Origin of the sequence: Xanthomonas floridensis, from assembly GCF_001642575.1 — a bacterium.
GTDB classification, from domain to species: domain Bacteria; phylum Pseudomonadota; class Gammaproteobacteria; order Xanthomonadales; family Xanthomonadaceae; genus Xanthomonas; species Xanthomonas floridensis.
On sequence record NZ_LXNG01000001.1, the window covers coordinates 209343 to 227347 of the forward strand.

Genomic DNA, 18005 nt, shown 5'->3' on the forward strand with positions numbered 1-18005 from the left:
CGCGCTTGAACCACACCATGCTTGCGCCATGGACGGCAATGCGAATTGCTCGCAGTTGCGGTACCTTTTTGGAATGAACGCAGACGCTTCCCCCTCGACCGACCTGCGCGACGAAATTGCCAGTGCCGTGACCCACGGCCTGGGCGCCATCGCTGCCCTGGCCGGTGGCTCGGTGCTGATCACGCTGGCCGCCATCTACGGCGATGGCTGGCAGCTGGCCACCTCCATCGTGTTCAGTGCCACGCTGGTGTTGCTCTACGTCGCTTCCACGTTGTTCCATGCCATTCCGCATCCAGGCGCCAAGGCGCGCCTGCAGGTGCTGGATCACTGCGCGATCTATCTATTGATCGCCGGCACCTATACCCCGTTCACGCTGATCAACCTGCGCGGCCCGTGGGGCTGGGGATTGTTTGCGGCCATCTGGACGATCGCCGCCGCCGGGGTGATCTTCAAGCTGTTCTTCACCGGCCGCTTCCGGTTGCTGTCGACGATCCTGTATCTGGCCATGGGCTGGCTGATCATCGTGGCGATCCAGCCACTGCTACGCTCGGTCGACACCTGGTCGCTGTGCTGGCTGCTGGCCGGCGGGCTGTTCTACACCTTGGGCACCTACTTCTACCAGCGCGACACCCAGCGTTACTTCCATGCGATCTGGCACCTGTTCGTGCTTGCCGGTAGCGCCTGCCACTTCGTTGCGGTGATCGAACAGGTGATGTGAGCATCGTGCGGGCGTTCGCGCGCCCTGCACGAGCCATCGCCAACCATGCGCACGTGAACAACGTGACTCATGCCGCCGATCCCCGCACCTCCCGCCCACCGCGTCGGCAACGCTGGCTAATCGGGCTTGGCATCGTGGCCGGCCTGGTGGTCATCTTTCTGGTTCTGTTCGACTGGAACTGGTTGCGTGGTCCGGTCGAGCGCGCCGTCAGCGCAAAGACCGGCCGTGAATTTCATCTCGGTCATCTGGACGTGGATCTGGGCCGCACCACGACCATCCGCGGCCAATCGCTGCAGTTGGGCAATGCCACCTGGTCCAAACGCGGTTCGATGGCGGAATTGAACGCGGCCGAGATCGATGTGGAGCTATGGCCGCTGCTGCGCGGCAAGGTCCGCCTGCCGGAAATTCGTCTCGATCACCCCAATGTGCTGCTCGAAGCCGGCAACGACAGCCACCCCGGCAACTGGGTGTTCGATACCAGTGATGGCGATGGCAGCATGCCGCGCCTGGGGCGGTTACTGGTGACTGACGGGCGGCTGCGCTACATCGATGACGCCAGCCGCTCGGATATCGACGTGGCGATCAACAGCCTGGCGCCACCGCGCAGCGACCAACGCGCCGCGCCGATCGGCATCGAGGGCAAGGGCCGCTGGAAGGGGTATCCATTTACGCTGAAGGGCGATACCGCATCGCCGCTGGAACTGAGCCAGAGCGAGCATCCGTTCCGCATCGATCTGCGGGGCCGCGCCGGCGCAACCCGCACGCATGTGCGTGGCACGCTGACCAATCCTTTCCAGTTCCGCATGTTCGACCTGCAGATGGCGTTGAGCGGCCAGGACATGCAGGACCTGTATCCGCTGACCGGTGTCGCCATGCCCTCCACCCCGCCGTACGCACTCGACGGCCGGCTGCGGCGCGATGGCGATGTGTGGCGCTATGAGGCATTCACCGGCACTGCCGGCGATAGCGACCTGTCCGGCACCGCCGAGATCGACCTGCGCAACAAACGCCCGTTCCTGCGCGCAGACCTGGCCTCAAAACGCCTGGATTTCGACGACCTGGCCGGCTTCATCGGCGCACCGCCCAAGACCGGCGCGGATGAATCGGCCAATGCGCAACAAAAGAAGCAGGCCAGCCAGCTTGCTGCCAGCGCGCGCATCCTGCCCACCACGCCGTACGACCTGTCCAAGCTGCGCGCCATGGATGCGCAGGTGCGCTGGCGTGCGCAACGCATCAATGCGCCGTCCTGGCCGCTGGATGACATGGATGCCTCGCTGAAACTGAAAGATGGCCTGCTGCTGCTGGAGCCGCTGAATTTCGGCGTGGCCGGCGGCGATATCCGCTCCACCATCCGCATGGATGCGCGCAATGAAGTGATCGCCACCCACCTGAAGGCCGGCATCCGCGGGATTCGGCTGGATCGGCTGTTTCCCGACGCCACCCTGGCCAAGCAAGCCTCCGGCGCCATCGGCGGCGACCTGGACCTGCGTGGTCGCGGCAACTCCATCGCCGCGATGCTTGGCAGCGCCGATGGCGCGATCGGCGTGGGCATGGGTCGCGGCCATGTCGGCAACCTGATCATGGAGCTGGCCGGGCTGGACATCGCCGAATCGCTGAAATACCTGATCACCAAGGACCGGCAGATTCCGGTGCGCTGCATCTTTGGCGACTTCGGCGTACAGGACGGCCTGATGCAATCGCGCGCGCTGGCCTTCGACAGTACCGATACCATCATCGTTGGCGAAGGCAACATCAGCCTGAAGAACGAAACCCTGGATCTGCTGCTGCGCCCGCGCCCGAAGGACCGCAGCATCCTCAGTCTGCGCTCGCCGCTGCGCATCGCCGGCACGTTCAAGGACCCGACGTTCCGCCCCGACGTCAAGGCCCTGGGCGTGCGTGGTGCGATTGCCATCGCCCTGGGCAGCATCGCCCCGCCTGCCGCACTGCTCGCCACCTTCGAACCCGGCCCGGGCAAGGACAGCGATTGCGGCGGCAAGTACGCGCAGTAAGCCTGATCGCGCATCCGCAACGAGCCCCCCGCGTTCGCGGGGCCTGCATAGCAGCTGGCCGCACTCCCCACAACGGGCGTCATTGCGGCCATGCGGACAGAGCTCGCATGATCGAGCATCGTCATCGCGCAGGTGGCGTCATCGCGGCACCTCGCCAACTTCGCCTCGGATGCGTCATGCCACGCGCACGCGCATGCCGTGAAACCAAGCCAGCCCAGCCGCCCTACAGCTTGCAATCGATCCGCCGCGCACTATCTGCCCGCGCTCTTCTGGCGGGACCGCAAGGCAACACCTGGCCAGCGACGCTGCAGCGCAGCCGGTGTGCTCAGCTGGCGATATACCGCTGCAGCTGGTCGATATCGCGCCGTTGATCTTCGATCACCGCCTTGACCAGGTCGCCGATCGAGATGACTCCCTGCACACGGCCATTGTCGACCACCGGCAGATGCCGGAAGCGGCCGTCGGTCATCAGCTGCATGCAGCGCTCCACGGTGTCCGAGGGCGACACCGTCACCACCTGCGAACTCATGATTTCCGCCACGCTGGTGCTGTGGGACGAACGCTCGCGCAAGACCACCTTGCGCGCGTAATCGCGCTCGGACACGATGCCGGCAAGCCGCGCGCCGTCCATCACCAACACCGCGCCGATGCCCTTCTCGGCCATCAGCCGGATCGCTTCGATCACCGCGGCATCGGCCGCAACGGCGAATACCTCAACCTGCTTGGTCCCCAACAGCTGTCGTACGGTCTGCATGGCCCGCTCCGCGCTTGGTCTGGTGATCGCAGCCTACTCCCACCGCGCCGCGCTGGGTATCGACCAGGTACAGCGGACGCTGCTTGGCCTCGTCGTACAACCGGCCCAGGTATTCCCCGATCAGGCCCAGCGCAATCAACTGAATGCCGCCCAGGAACAGGATCACCGACATCATCGTCGGCCACCCCGCGACCGGGTCGCCCACCAGCGCTGCCTTGATCATCACCCAGCCCCCGAACAGGAACGCTGCCAGCGCCGTCAGCAGGCCCAGATAGGTCGCTGCCCGCAGCGGCACCGTGGAAAAACTGGTGATGCCGTCCAGCGCAAAATTCCATAGCCGCCAGACCGTGAACTTGCTGATCCCGGACAGGCGCGGCGCGCGCCGGTACGGCAGCGCCACCTGACGAAACCCGACCCAGCCGAACAGGCCCTTCATGAAACGATGCCGCTCGCGCAATTGCTGCAACGCCTGTACCACCCGCGGCGACAGCAGACGAAAATCGCCGGTATCGGCGGGGATCGGCGTGCGCGACAGGCGCCGGATTACCCGATAGAACGCGTGGGCGGCACTGCGCTTGATCCAGCTCTCGCCCTCGCGGAACACGCGTGTTCCGAAGATATTGTCGTAGCCCGCCCGCCACAGCGCGACGAACTCCGGAATCAGTTCCGGCGGGTCCTGGCCATCGGCATCGAGCAGGACCACCGCGCCGGGCAGCACATGATCCAGTCCCGCCGAGACCGCCACTTCCTTGCCGAAATTGCGCGACAGCCGCACCGCGCCCACCCGCGCATCGGCCTGCACCAGCGCCTGCAAGACGTCCCAGGTACCGTCGGTGCTGCCGTCATCGACATACAGCACCTGCGTCTGCAGCCCATGCAGCTGTGCCAGCACCGCGCACAGCCGTGGATGCAACAACGGGATGCTGGTTTGCTCGTTATAGGCCGCAATCACCACGGTCAGGCGCTCGGCAACGGCAGGGGTGGCGCTGGTGTCGGTCGTGCTCATGCTCACTTGGTCTGAAGATAGGCCGCGCCGCCCAGCTGGCGTGCCTGCCGCTGGATCCACGCCGTGCGCCGCTGCACGTAGGCGCCCGGCCGCCGCGCGTCATAGCGCCGCGGCGATGGCAGCACCGCGGCCAGACGCGCCGACTCGGTTGGCGACAGCCCGGCCGCGTCCTTGCCCCAGAACTGCCGGGCAGCCGCCTGCGCGCCATACACGCCGTCGCCGAACTCGGCCACGTTGAGATACATCTCCAGAATGCGCTGCTTGGGCCAGAACAGTTCGATCAGTACCGTGTACCAGGCCTCCAGGCCCTTGCGTAGCCAGCTGCGGCCCTGCCACAGGAACACATTCTTGGCGACCTGCTGGCTGATCGTGCTTGCGCCACGCACCCGCCCGCCGCGCGCGTTGTGATCGCGCGCCTTTTCGATGGCCTGCAGATCGAACCCATGATGCATCGGGAACTGCTGATCCTCTGCCGCCACTACCGAGATCGGCAGGCTGGCGGCGATCTTCTCGTAGTCGCGCCATTGCTGATGCAGGGAAAACCCGACATCACCCTCGCCCCACGCTTCCAGATAGCGCCCCACCATCATGCTGCTGATCGGCGGATCGATCACCCGCAGCACCAGCACCTGCAACACGCTCGCGGCGGCAAACAGCAGCGGTGCAGCCAATAGCCAGCGCAGCCAGCGTCTGCGCCGCGGTGGCGTCCCCTGCTTGCCATCCAATGCATCCGTCCCCATTAGTTCGCTTCGACCTTCAATCCCGATGCCTGCCGCATTATCCGGCAACCGGCGTCCCTTACGTCCGATGTCTCCATGACCGATCACGATCAGCTTTCCCGTTTCCTGCTGCCTGCCGCCGGCGTGCGCGGAGTCCATGTGCGTCTGACCAAGGCCTGGCACGACATCCAGGGCGCCGCCGAGTACCCGCCCGCCGCACGCCAGCTGCTCGGCGAAGCCGCCGTGGCAGCCGCCCTGTTCACCGGCCACACCAAGGTGGACGGGCGCCTGTCCGTACAGCTGCGCGGCAACGACACGCTGCGCACCCTGTTTGCCGAATGCACCGCCGCCGGCACCTTGCGCGGCATCGTACAGCTGGCCGACGGCGCCGATGCGCCGGCCGACCTGCGCGACCTGGGCGAGGCCGCGCTGCTGGCAATCACTATCGAAAACCCCGGCCTGGACCCACGCGAACCGCAGCGCTACCAGAGCCTGGTCGCCATGCAGGCGCCGGACCTGGCCGAGGCCTTCGAAACCTACTTCCAGCAGTCAGAACAGCTGCCTACCCGCCTGTTGCTGGCAGCCGGCCCGGATCAGGCCGCCGGCCTGCTGCTGCAGAAATTGCCCGGCGACGAAGGCGACACCGACGGCTGGACCCGCATCGGCGCCCTGTTCGATACGCTCGGCGCGCCCGAGCTGCTGTCGGTCGCCGGCGACGACCTGCTGCACCGCCTGTTCCACGAAGAAGATACCCAGCGGATGGGCAGCAAGCCGCTCAGTTTCGGCTGCTCCTGCTCGCGCGAACGGGTCGCCTCGATGCTGCAGTCGCTGGGCGAAGAAGAGGCCCGCGCCGCTGCAGAAGAGACCGGCAGCGTAGACGTGCGCTGCGAATTCTGCGGCCGTGAGTATCACTTCCCGTTGACCGATCTGGCCGTACTTTTCAGTGCAGCGCAGCCCTCCCAGCAGGCGCCGGAACGGTTGCAATAGATAGCATGACGGGTGCGTTCCGGGGAACGTGACTACTTGTTAAATAATCATAAACACCCTAGCATTCTCCCTGCCCGCTCTCGGGAACTTAACAACTACCCCTGGGTCTGATCTCCGGTATGCGACACCTTCTGCGCCTTCCGCTCGCTTTGCTGGTTGCCCTTGCGGCAGCCACGGGTGTGCACGCGCAGTCGGCGCAGCAATTGCGCGAAAGCACGATCCTGCCGGTGTGGAACAAGGGGAGCGGCAAGGTCGAGGCGTTCCTGTATCTGGAGCCCACCGGTGAGCAGAAGGCTGGCGCGCGTTGGCACTTCGGCCGCAACTCGCTGGATGCGGCCTTTGGCCTGACTTCCGGCGATTCGCTGGGCCTGCTTTGCAACAGCAGCCGTGGCACCAATATCAGCGGGTTGGCCAGCCATTGCCTGCTGGCCGGCATCGGCGACGACGAGGAAGACAGCGCCGCCGCGTCGCGTCGTGTTTCCGGAACGCTGGGCTTCAATCGCGCCGGTGGCCGTGTCGGCGTTACCGCTGGCACCGGTCGCGACACCCTGCCCGCCTGGCTGATCGGCGCCGGCAAGGCACCACTGACGCGCATCGAACAGAATGACCTGACCGTGTTCGGCCAGAAGAACATCGGCCGCGAGGGCTTCGTCTCGATCGGCGGCACCTACGCCCGTGCTCGGCTGGTTCCGTTGGCAGACGTCTCACCGGCAATTGCCGACCAGTGGGACAGCAAGACCTTGAGCGTTGGCGGCGGCTACGGCGCCTTCAGCGCGAACGTCATCGGCCGTGTGGTGGACGTTCCCGGCCAGCCCGAGAAGTGGGAAGGCCTGGGCCTGGGCCTGACCTGGCGCACCCCCTGGAGCGGCCAGCTCACCGTCGGCGCCGAAAACGTCATCTCGCGCGGCAAGAATCCCTTCGCGCCCAATAACGACAGCAACAGTGACGGCACCGTTCCCTATGTCAGGTACGAGCAGGATCTGTAAGCATTCCTGATGCCCCAACGATCACGCCACCGCCATAGACGGTGGCGTTTTTGTTCTGGTTCTTGCAGAACCTAAGTGCTTGGTAACAGCTGCCTTCAGGGCGCGTCGCTATGTATTCGGAGAGCGCATCTGGTATCGCACGCCGTCAAGTAATGAAAAATCAGGCACGCACTTTTCTGGCCGATCGTCACTGCTTCCACGCAATACAGAACCCTTCTCGAAGATCCCAAAAGTCGTTCGATTCCGGTGCGGGGGTTTCCACCTTGCCCTGAGCTGCACGCAGCGTAATGACACTTGGCCAGGATTCCAGCATGGCGTGAAACTGCCTGTCATCGGTAGCGCGTCAGCAATCGCAATCAGCCTGCACGGTTGAACCGTCCCGCACTGCCTCACGCCTTCTAACTGGCTGCTGGGCCTATCTGACTGCTGCGCAAGCGGGGCTATAGGACCATCGCCAAAACGATGTCAGACGCCGCATACCCAGCCAGTCAGAGCGCTCCGTTCCGCTGGCGAATATGCTCACCGCATACTGATTCGGCAACGGCATCTTCAATATCCGCCCAGGACAACGCCCCGGTCCGCCTGACCAAGGCCCATAAACAGCTACGCCCCCGAAATCGGGGGCGTAGCTTAAGTCAAACGATCAAACGCCTATCAGAAACGCTGGGTGTAACGCATGTACAGGAAACGACCGATGTCGAAGCCGCCGAAGTAGGACACGTTGGAGCTCGGCTGGCTGTACAGGGTCGGACCAACGCGGTCGAACACATTGTTGGCGCCGGCAGAAATCGTCGCATTCCACGGGGCATTCCAACGCACCTGGACGTCATTGAAGACGGTGGCGCCACGCTCATTGGTCGGGTTACCCACCGAAGCGCCCTGGTTGTTCGGAGCGCGGTAGTTGGGATCGCTGCACTCGTCCGGGAACAGGGACGCACTCAGGCAGCTTTCCTTCAGGCCGGAGAAGTAACGCACCGTCCAGCTGGCACCGAAATCGCCCTTGTCCCAGTTCAACGCGACATTGGAGCGGACACGGAAGTGGGTACCCGTGGTGGTGCCCGCCCAGCCCACGCCCGTGAACGGGTTCGGATTGGTGACGGAGTTCCGGGTGGTGACCAGTTCGTCGCGGCTGGTGTAGGTGGTCGTCCACTTGACGCCGAAGGTTCCGGCCGTGTCAGTCGCCAGTCGGTAGCCCAGATCCAGGTCGTAGCCCTCGACTTCACGATAACCCGCGTTGATCGAAGTGCGGTTCAAGGTGTTGACGATGCCGGTGACGGGATCACGGGTGAACGCGTTGCAGCGTTCGGCGATACCGTTGATGTAGCAGTCGTTGAGGATCAGATTGGCGGTATCGCCGATGATGGTGTTTTCGACGCGGATCTGCCACCAGTCAAGCGACACGTTCAAACCGTTGACGAAGCCCGGGCTCCACACAAAACCCAAGGTCTTGGAGGTGGAGGTTTCCGGGGTCAGCTCGTCATTGGAGCCAGACAGGAACGCCAGAGGCGTCTGCGACGAGGCTGCCGTGGTCGGCACGAAACCCTGTGCTTGCTGACGGAAGGTGGCCGCGTTGACCGGCAGTGCTGCTGCGCAACGTGCGCGGACGGCGGTGCTGGTGCGAGAAGCACCAAACTGGACGTCGCAAGGATCGGTATACGAATCGAAGCTCTGCGAACCGCCACCGTAGAGGTCGGAGATGGTCGGCGCACGGAAGCCTTCGGCCCAGGTACCGCGGACCAGCAACGACTGGAACGGCTTCCACTTGAAGCCGAACTTGCTGTTCACCGTATCGCCAAAGGTGTTGTAGTCGGAGTACCGGGAGGCCAGGCTCAGACTCAGCTCCTGAGCGAACGGCAGATCAGCCAGGATCGGCACGTTGAGCTCGGCGTAGACTTCTTCCACCTTGTAGCTGCCGCCGGTGGGGAAGTTGGCCAGACCGGAGGTGTTGCCCGACTGCGCCAGCGCGTCCGGGCTGAATTCGCCCTCTTCCTTGCGCTGTTCCGCACCCACGGCAAAGCCGAGATCGCCAGCCGGCAGGGTGAACAAGCTACCCGACAAGTTGGCCGAGATGACCTTGGTCTTGGTGTCTGCAGTCGCGTGCGTGGTCGGGATCAGGAAGTCCTGCAGGGCCTGATTGCCCGTCAGTGCACCCGGACCGGACAGGCCAGCGGCGATGAACGGGTTGAACGGCACGCACTGCGCCAGAGCAATCGGAGCGGCAGCCGAACCGCACTGCGCGACGCCGGATGCATTGATGAAGGACGGGCCCACAGCCGCACGCAACGAGGTCAGGTTGAGATCGCCGTAGCCGCTCTGCACCAGCTTGTTGTTGTTGTAGAGGTAACCCACGTCCCAATCGAAGATGCGGTCGCCGACATTGAACGAGCCATCGAATGCGCCCGAGAAGCGATACGTGGTCAGCTCAGCGCGCGTGGTGCGCGGCACTTCGGTCGTACGACGCCACCAGTTCGGGATTTCACGATTGAGCGGATTGAACGCACTATCCACCGACATCGGCGAACCGAATGCGAGTGCCTGGTAAGGGTAGCCCGCGATCTGACGCTCGGAATCACGATTGCTGTACAGCACGTTGGTACGGAAGCGAACGTTGTCCGTCAGGTCGTACGAACCATCCACGAACAGCGAGCGACGCTCCTGCGGAGTCCGCAGGTCGGTCCAGCGGTTGGTGTTGGTCTTGTCCTGGGTAACGGTCTGGTCGGTGTTCTGGGCGCGGTAGTCGGCCGGATTGTCCGGATTGCCACCATCGCGCACCAGGACGCGGACTTCGCGGTTCGGATTGGTTGCAGTAGCAGCCGGGTAACGGACATTGGGAAGCGCATCCGCCGGGCGGCTGACAAATCCACCGAACTCACCGACTGCAGTCCAGCCAAAGTCTGGATGATTGGACGACCGCGGGAATTCCGAGTATGGACGGTCAGAAGCAGCGACCTTGTTTTCCTTGGCATATTCGATGCCAACGGTCAGCGTTCCACGCTCGCCGGTCACGCCCATCACGAAGTCGGCATTGGTTGTTTCGCCATCGCCCTGCGAGTACTGGCCGTAGTAGACGCTGCCGGTCGCGCCATCGAAATTGGTGCGGGTGATGATGTTGATGACACCGGCGATCGCGTCGGAACCGTAGATCGAGGACGCACCGTCCTTCAGCACTTCAATGCGATCGATCGAAGAGACAGGAACGGTGGAGATGTCCTGCAGGCCGTCAGTGGTGATGCCCAGACGCTTGCCGTTAACCAGGACCAGCGTACGCGCTGCACCCAGGTCGCGCAGGCTGATATAGGTACCACCGACTGCTTCGCCGGAAGACAGCGGCGAGGCGCGGCTGATCGGCGGCGTGCCGACTGCGCTGATGTTCTGCAGGATGTCGGCGACCGACGAGAAACCCTGCTTCTCGATATCGGCGCGGCTGACGGTCAGAATCGGCTGAGCGGTTTCGGTATCCACCTGGCGGATGCGCGAACCGGTCACTTCAATACGATCCAGGTTGGTCGCGCCGGTGTCCTGGGCGATGGCGATCGAAGGCAGTGCAGAGGCAGTAGCGCCAACCGCGATGGCGAATGAAATCGCGTCGCGAAGCTTGCTGGTCTTGTAAATCATTGAGCTCTCTCTCCAAGATCTTGGTAGTGGCGTGATGAACAACCGTTCGAGGGATCGAAAAAGCGAGCCCAAAACGAAAGGTGGAGCCGATAGTAGCTATCAAGTTGGAAAAATTAAAGATGCGTTAACGATAAATTGTCTTTCCGTGAATTCAGGGTGCGCTTAACTTTCTCTAGCGCCGTTGGAGATCGCTAAAGTTCCCTGCGCAGCTGCCGCTAAAGCTGCAAAACCTTGGCATTGCGGCAAGCGGCCCCAAGCAAAAAGACAAGAATTATCTTTGAAAGCAATCGCTTACGAACGCCAGAGCCGGTGCTCCAGCGATAGATAAAGCAAGCCCAAGCGGATATTGGTGCTGCGCTTAGCCCGGAATCAACGTCTGAATCACATGCTCGACGTAGGCCTCGAAATCTTCCCGGGCCTGCCTGGGTTGCTGCAGTTGCAGCGAAAGCTGCAGGAAGCCGACGTAGGCGGCGTAAGCCAGGCGGGCGCGGTGCTGGGCGTCGGTGCGGGACAGGCCGGCCTGGCGGAACGAGGCAATCAGGTAATCGAGGCGGCGCTGCGACACGCGGTCGATGACCGGGCGCACTGCCGGGTGATCGAGCGCCTTGAGCAGTTCGCTATAGATAACGTGTGGCTTGACTTCATGCGCGACCAGCTGGAACAACGCGCGCAGGCGGGCACTGGGGTCCGGAACATCTTCCAGGCTGCCGAACACTTCCTTTTGTTCGAAGATCTCCCAGCGCTCCAGAGCCGCCTGCAGCAGCGCGTCGCGCGATGGGAAGTGCCAGTAGAAGCTGCCCTTGGTGACGCCGAGACGGCGCGCCAGCGGCTCTACGGCGACCGCGCCCACGCCTTGTTCGGCGATCAGGTCCAGCGCAGCCTGCGCCCAGTCGTCCGCGCTGAGGCGGTTGCCGCGGCCGGAACTGGCCCGGGGGGTGGTGGGGCTGGATTCGGTAATGTCATTCATGCCGCGATTTAACCATACGCTTGAGTCAGTTGCAGTATGCGTCACGGAATCGACGCACAATCGCCACGATTCAATGGCTTAACCGTCCATACCAGAGAGTATTGACAGCCGGAGGGACGCATCCATACCATTAGGTATGGTCACTCTTCCTTCTACCCTCGCCCGCACTGCGTCTATGCCGCATATCAGCGCTGGCGATGCCGAATTGGCTGTGTCGGTGCGAGGCGCCGAACGTGCGCAGACGGTCGTGCTGGCGCATGGCTTCGGGCAGACGCGACATGCCTGGGAAGCGACTGCAAAGGTATTGGCTCAGGCTGGCTATCGTGCCCTTTCGTATGACGCGCGCGGACATGGCGATTCGAGTTTCAATGCCGCCGACCTGCGCTACTCGCCGACGCAGTTCACCGATGACCTGATCGTCGTGGCGGGCGAACACGCCGAACCGCCGGTGCTGGTCGCCGCCTCGATGGGAGGCTTGTTCGGCCTGCTTGCGGAAGCGCGTTGGCCGGGGTTGTTTCGCGCCATCGTGCTGGTCGACATCACGCCGCGCTGGGATACCAGTGGCGTCGAGCGCATCCTGCGCTTCATGACCGCGCACCCGGACGGCTTTGCCTCACTGGAGGCCGCCGCCGATGCAATCGCCCATTACCTGCCGCAGCGGCCACGCAAGACGGCAACCCAATTGCAGGCGTTGCTGCGCCAGCGCGACGATGGCCGCTGGCAGTGGCATTGGGATCCGCGCCTGGTCGAAGAACTGGCCGGACAGGATGCGCAGCTGCAGCAGCATGCCCTGCTGGAGGCCGCCGCACAGGTGCGTTGCCCGGTGCTATTGATCAGTGGCGGCCGCAGCGATCTGGTCACGCCGGCCACCATTACCGAGTTCCTGTCGATCGTGCCGCATGCACAGCATGTGCAGCTGCCCGAGGCCACGCACATGCTGGCCGGCGACGACAACACCACGTTTACCGCCACCGTGTTGCAGTATCTGGACGCATTACCCTCGGTTGGCACCATTGCAGCGTCCAACATCACCGAGCATGTCACTGGAGCAAGACCATGAGCATCGTTGCACCGTTCCTCCTCGTCATCCTGGCGGCGGGTATCGCTGCCTATCACCGCATGCGCCTTGCCACCTGGGTTGCGATCAGCGCCTGCGTGCTGGTGGCGTGCTGGCTGCTGGGTGCCAATCTCACCGCCACCATCGTCGCCGCTGCGCTAGTGGTGCTGGTGTCGGCTCCGGTGCTGTTGCCGTTCTTGCGCAAGCCATTGCTGACTACGCCGCTGATGGCGTTTTTCCGCAAGGTGCTGCCGCCGCTGTCGCAGACCGAGCGCATTGCGCTGGAAACCGGCTCGGTCGGTTTCGAGGGCGAGCTGTTCACCGGTGACCCGGATTGGCAAAAGCTGCTCAATTACCCCAAGCCGCAGTTGACCGCCGAAGAGCAGGCGTTCCTGGATGGCCCGGTGGAAGAGCTGTGCAAGATGGTCAACGACTGGGAAATCACCCATGTCCACGCTGACCTGCCGCCGGAGCTGTGGGACTTCATCAAGAAGAACAAGTTCTTCGGCATGATCATTCCCAAGCAGTATGGCGGCCTGGGCTTCAGTGCGCTGGCGCACCACAAGGTGATCCAGAAGCTGTCCTCGATCTCCAGCGTGGTCAGCTCCACCGTGGGCGTGCCGAACTCGCTTGGCCCAGGTGAGCTGCTGCTGCACTACGGCACTCCGGAGCAGAAGGACTACTACCTGCCACGTCTGGCCGTAGGTGCGGAAGTACCGTGTTTTGGCCTGACCGGCCCGTTTGCCGGTTCAGATGCGACCTCGATCCCGGACTACGGCATCGTCTGCAAAGGCGAGTGGAACGGCGCCAATGTGTTGGGCGTCAAGCTCACCTTCGACAAGCGCTACATCACCCTGGCACCGGTCGCCTCGCTGATCGGCCTGGCCTTCCGCGCGTATGACCCGGACGGCCTGATCGGCGACAAGAAGGACATCGGCATCACCCTGGCACTGCTGCCGCGCGAAACGCCCGGCGTGGAGATCGGTCGTCGCCACTTCCCGTTGAACTCGCCGTTCCAGAACGGCCCGATCCATGGCGAGGAAGTGTTCATCCCGCTGAGCCAGCTGATCGGCGGCGTGGAAATGGTGGGCAAGGGCTGGAACATGCTCAACGAGTGTCTGGCGGTGGGTCGTTCGATCACCCTGCCCTCCACCGCCAGCGGTGGCGGCAAGTATGCGGCGGTGGTGACTGGTGCGTATGCGCGCATCCGTAAGCAGTTCGGCCTGTCGGTCGGTCGCTTCGAGGGCGTGGAAGAAGCGCTGGCGCGCATCGGCGGCAAGGCGTATGCGATCAGTGCGCTGGCGCAGGCCACTGCCGCAGCGGTCGACCGTGGCGACGTGCCGTCGGTGCCGTCGGCGATTGCCAAGTACCACTGCACCACCATGGGCCGCGAAGTGGTCAGCGACATGATGGACGTGATCGGCGGCAAGGGCATCATCCTGGGGCCGCGCAACTTTGCCGGCCGCGCCTGGCAGGCCGCGCCGATCGGCGTGACCGTGGAAGGCGCCAACATCATGACCCGCAGCCTGCTGATCTTCGGCCAGGGCGCGATCCTGTGCCATCCGTGGGTGATGAAGGAAATGAAGGCGGCGCAGGATCCGGATACGCGCCGCGGTCTGGAGGAGTTCGACCAGAGTCTGTTCGGGCATATCCGCTTCGGTATTTCCAACGCCGTGCGTTCGTTCTGGTTCGGCCTGACCGGTGCGCGCATCGGCGCAGCGCCGGGCGATGCGTACACGCGTCGCTTCTTCCGCAAGCTGGATCGCTACTCGGCCAACCTGGCCCTGATGGCCGACGTGTCGATGCTGATGCTGGGCGGCAAGTTGAAGTTCAAGGAGTCGTTGTCCGGGCGCCTGGGCGATGTCCTGAGCCACATCTACATGACCAGCGCGATGCTCAAGCGCTATCACGACGAAGGCGCACCGGCCACCGACCAACCGTTGCTGGCCTGGGCCTTCCACGACAGCGTGCACAAGATCGAAACCGCGTTGTCGGCAGCGCTGCGCAACTTCCCGATCCGCCCGGTGGGCTGGCTGATGTGGGTGCTGATCTTCCCGCTGGGTCGTCGTGCCGAAGCACCGGGCGACCGCCTGGGCCACCGCGTGGCATCGATCCTGATGGCTCCCAACGAGGCACGCGATCGCCTGGCACAGGGTGTGTTCCTGACCCCATGCGCCAACAACCCGGGTGGCCGCATCGCCAGCTACCTGACCAAGGCGGTGATGGCCGAGCCGGTGGAGCGCAAGTTCCTCAAGGCGCTCAAGACCAAGGGCATCGAGGCACTGGAGTTCACCGCACAGCTGGACGAAGCAGTGGCCGAAGGCGTGATCACGCTGGACGAGCGCAAGCTGTTGGAAGAGCTGCGCGAGATCATGATGGATACCATCACTGTGGACGACTTCGATCCGCATGAGTTGCGCGCTGCCAGCTTCTACGACAAGCCGCAGGCACAGCAGCCGCGCGAAGCGGCCTGATTCGGCGCTTTCATCGACAAGGCAAGAACAAACGGCGAGCTTCGGCTCGCCGTTTGCGTTTGAGGGCACGGAAGGTGTGGCTGCAGCGCAGACGTCGCGTGCCGGATGTGCCGGGCAAGATCAACATAAGAGCGCCGGGCGGGCGTCCTGCAAGCTCATGACTGGGCCTGGGGCACCGAACCATCGCGCCGACCGCGTCAACTGTCATGTCTGATCGCGTATCAGGCGGGTGAGTCCACCGTGGAGGCGATCGCACATGGCTTGCCAGGCGAAGTACGCCCGCCTCCAGCAGATCAAGAAGGTCCGGACCATCCTGCAGATACAGCGATGCCATTGCGAACGGCGACCAGGCGCTACACCGTTCCGCCTCAGCGCCTCAGCGCCTCCGCGCCGCCGCGCCTGCGCACCTGACTGACGGGCCAGCGACTACCGCCAGGCCACCATCGCCCGCGCAGCCTCGCCCAGGGGCGATGGCCCAAGCGTTTCGCTCAGATCGGCAACCACAACAGCGCCAGCGCGATCAGCGCGGGCAAGGCCTGCACGAAGAAGATCCGGCGGTTGACGCTGTAGGCGCCGTAGCAGCCCGCTACCACCACACAGCCCAGGAAGAAGCTCAGCACGTCCGCGCGTTCGGCCAGTGCACCCCAGAACAGGCCAGCGGCCAGGAAGCCGTTGTAGAGCCCCTGATTGGCCGCCAGTACGCGCGTGGCCTGTGCCTTCTCCAACGTATTGCGGAAGGTCTTCAGGCCCAGTGGGCGGGTCCACAGCAGCATTTCCAGCACCAGGATGTAAACGTGCAGCAGGGCGACGCACAGGCCGGCAACGATGGCGAACAGTGACATGGCGGGCAGGAGTGATGGACGTGGCGGCAAGCATAGCCGCGATGGCATTCCATCTGCTGGGGAACCCATTCAAAGGCAAGGTGGCCGGCTCCTGCCGAGAGGCCCGGCAAGACATCGGCGCCCACAACCGTGGTCAGGCAACGTCCGATGGACCCTGGCAACGCAGACAAATCCGATGCATGGGCGTGACCTGCGCGCACAACCGCAGCCAGGATGGGGCGCAGATGTTGGTTATCCATCTGCCTGCGCCACCGGCAAGGCCGCACGCTACGCCATCGATCAGCGCTGCGAACCGGCCGGGGTCTGCTCCACAGCCGCATCGCGCTCTGCAGGCAGCTTGCGCGCTTGCCGCAACAAGCCAAACGCCCCGACGGTCATGCCCGCCGCCGCCAGCAGGCCGACGCCAAACACCGCACTGGAGCCCAAGGCCGAGACCAGCTTGTGGATCCACACGAAGCTGAGGTCGCCGCCCCGGTAGATCACCGTATCGATCGCCGCACCGGCTTTGTAGCGCCATTGCCGATTGACCCGCGTGTACAGCGTCTCGCGTGCCGGCTTGGCGAGCGCGAACTCGCTGGAGCGCGTGATCACCTGCACGATCGCGATCATCATCGGCAACGGCGAGGCGGCCAGCACGGCGTAGCCCAGGGTGATGGCCACACCCGGAATCAGCAGCGCCGGCGCAATGCCGAAGCGCGACAACAGCGCGCGCGTCACCAGCAATTGCAGCACCAGCGTCAGCGCGTTGACCGCCAGATCGATACTGGCGTAATACGCCGTGCTGGCCGCCGCATCCGTATACAGCCGACGGACCAACGCAGCCTGCTCGTTATAGAGCAAGGTGCCTACGCCCACGCCCAACAGGGTCATCAGCGCCAGCCAGCGCAACAGCGGCTCGCGCATGATCAGCTTGAGCCCGCCAAACACGTCGCCGCCCATGGGCACTTCGCCCGAATCCAACCGGAACTGCTGCTCGCGCGCCACCGCCCACAGCCGCAGCCGCAGCACGCACACCACGCACACCGTCAGAAACCCGGCCGAGACCAGCATCAGATGCGCGATGCCGATCCGCTCCACCAGGGTGCGGGTGAGGATCGGCCCGAGAAACGCGCCCAGCGTGCCCGCCGCACCGATGTAACCGTAGTAGTTGCGCGCCTCGGCATTGCTGAAGACATCGGCCATGAAGCTCCAGAACACCGCCACCGCGAACAGGTTGAACACCGTCACCCACAGGAAGAACGCCATGCCGCGACCAGGCACGCCGCTGTCGAACAGCACATAGAACAACAGCAAGGTCGCGATGAAGAAGCCATACACCGCCGGCAGGAACACACGCCGTGGGTAGCGGCTGACCAGCGCACCGTACAGCGGTTGCACCAGCACCATGATCAGGAAGGTGCAGGTAAACAGCACCTGCAAGGTGAAGTCCTTGAGCGGCATGCCGTGTGCGGCGAAGAACGCGATCATGCCGGTGGGGAAGATCGCTTCCACATCCGCAGAGGCGCTCATCGCCTCGCGCACCGGGCGCAACACGTAATAGCCGCTCAGCAGGCAGAAGAAATACAGGAACGACCACGCCAGCGGCGGCGAACTGCGCAGTGCTGCGCTTAGCCGACCAAGCGCAGAACGCGGCGCAGGCGAGTGCGTCATGGCGTCAGCATCCCCGCACGAACGAGCCCGACAGCAAGAACATGGCAGTCACAGCACCCGGCGGAGGAGCGCGCAAGTTAGCCGATGCAGCGCAGCACGACCAGCGGCAGCAGGACGCGAATGCCATGGCGCCATCGCCCGGCACGCCGCTTGCAGCGTTTTGCGCACAGGCCCACGCGCAGGTCATCGGCTGCGGTCCAGGCATGCGCAGCGACCGGATT

13 protein-coding genes are annotated in these 18005 nt (G+C 64.0%); 6 read left to right on the top strand and 7 right to left on the bottom strand.

Going from position 1 to position 18005, the window contains the following annotated elements:
- The first annotated feature begins 73 nt into the window (after window positions 1-73).
- Together trhA and A7D17_RS01010 are read left to right on the top strand one after the other, a co-directional pair.
- Window positions 74-718, top strand: a complete 645-nt coding sequence (gene trhA / locus A7D17_RS01005; protein ID WP_064507376.1) for a PAQR family membrane homeostasis protein TrhA — start codon at window positions 74-76, stop codon at window positions 716-718.
- A gap of 62 nt (window positions 719-780) precedes the next feature.
- Window positions 781-2727, top strand: a complete 1947-nt coding sequence (locus A7D17_RS01010; RefSeq protein WP_161946513.1) for an AsmA family protein — start codon at window positions 781-783, stop codon at window positions 2725-2727.
- A 325-nt stretch (window positions 2728-3052) separates the two neighbouring features.
- On the opposite strand, the gene A7D17_RS01015 is transcribed toward A7D17_RS01010, so the two are convergent.
- The 3 genes from A7D17_RS01015 to mtgA are packed head-to-tail and all read right to left on the bottom strand — an operon-like array spanning window position 3053 to window position 5227.
- The gene (locus A7D17_RS01015) at window positions 3053-3481 is read right to left on the bottom strand and encodes a CBS domain-containing protein (protein WP_064507377.1); all 429 of its coding nucleotides are present in this window, start codon (window positions 3479-3481) and stop codon (window positions 3053-3055) included.
- Window positions 3441-4487, bottom strand: a complete 1047-nt coding sequence (locus tag A7D17_RS01020; RefSeq protein WP_064507378.1) for a glycosyltransferase family 2 protein — start codon at window positions 4485-4487, stop codon at window positions 3441-3443. The genes A7D17_RS01015 and A7D17_RS01020 overlap by 41 nt, the downstream gene beginning before the upstream one ends.
- A 2-nt stretch (window positions 4488-4489) precedes the next feature.
- On the bottom strand, window positions 4490-5227 hold the full coding sequence (mtgA, locus tag A7D17_RS01025) for a monofunctional biosynthetic peptidoglycan transglycosylase (protein ID WP_064507379.1): 738 nt from the start codon (window positions 5225-5227) through the stop codon (window positions 4490-4492).
- Between the two features lie 75 nt (window positions 5228-5302).
- On the opposite strand from mtgA, the gene hslO reads away from it, so the two are divergent.
- A complete protein-coding gene (gene hslO / locus A7D17_RS01030; protein ID WP_064507380.1) occupies window positions 5303-6193 on the top strand; it encodes an Hsp33 family molecular chaperone HslO in 891 nt (296 codons plus the stop codon).
- 152 nt (window positions 6194-6345) lie between these two features.
- Window positions 6346-7179, top strand: coding sequence for an XOO1806 family protein (locus tag A7D17_RS01035; protein ID WP_064507468.1), 834 nt, complete (start codon window positions 6346-6348; stop codon window positions 7177-7179).
- Window positions 7180-7833: 654 nt separating this feature from the next.
- Here the strand turns inward: A7D17_RS01035 and A7D17_RS01040 are convergent.
- A complete protein-coding gene (locus tag A7D17_RS01040; protein ID WP_064507381.1) occupies window positions 7834-10794 on the bottom strand; it encodes a TonB-dependent receptor domain-containing protein in 2961 nt (986 codons plus the stop codon).
- 358 nt (window positions 10795-11152) lie between these two features.
- Window positions 11153-11761 carry a TetR/AcrR family transcriptional regulator gene (locus A7D17_RS01045; RefSeq protein ID WP_064507382.1) on the bottom strand — a complete coding sequence of 203 codons (609 nt, stop codon included), beginning with the start codon at window positions 11759-11761 and terminating at the stop codon, window positions 11153-11155.
- A gap of 136 nt (window positions 11762-11897) precedes the next feature.
- On the opposite strand from A7D17_RS01045, the gene A7D17_RS01050 reads away from it, so the two are divergent.
- Both A7D17_RS01050 and A7D17_RS01055 read left to right on the top strand, forming a co-directional pair.
- Window positions 11898-12821, top strand: a complete 924-nt coding sequence (locus A7D17_RS01050; protein ID WP_064507383.1) for an alpha/beta fold hydrolase — start codon at window positions 11898-11900, stop codon at window positions 12819-12821.
- Window positions 12818-15292 carry an acyl-CoA dehydrogenase gene (locus A7D17_RS01055; protein WP_064507384.1) on the top strand — a complete coding sequence of 825 codons (2475 nt, stop codon included), beginning with the start codon at window positions 12818-12820 and terminating at the stop codon, window positions 15290-15292. The genes A7D17_RS01050 and A7D17_RS01055 overlap by 4 nt, the downstream gene beginning before the upstream one ends.
- 488 nt (window positions 15293-15780) lie before the next feature.
- On the opposite strand, the gene A7D17_RS01060 is transcribed toward A7D17_RS01055, so the two are convergent.
- Together A7D17_RS01060 and A7D17_RS01065 are read right to left on the bottom strand one after the other, a co-directional pair.
- Window positions 15781-16134 carry a DUF1304 domain-containing protein gene (locus A7D17_RS01060; protein WP_064507385.1) on the bottom strand — a complete coding sequence of 118 codons (354 nt, stop codon included), beginning with the start codon at window positions 16132-16134 and terminating at the stop codon, window positions 15781-15783.
- 279 nt (window positions 16135-16413) lie between these two features.
- Complete coding sequence (locus tag A7D17_RS01065) at window positions 16414-17784, bottom strand: NTP/NDP exchange transporter (RefSeq protein WP_064507386.1); 1371 nt, start codon at window positions 17782-17784, stop codon at window positions 16414-16416.
- Window positions 17785-18005: the final 221 nt, after the last annotated feature.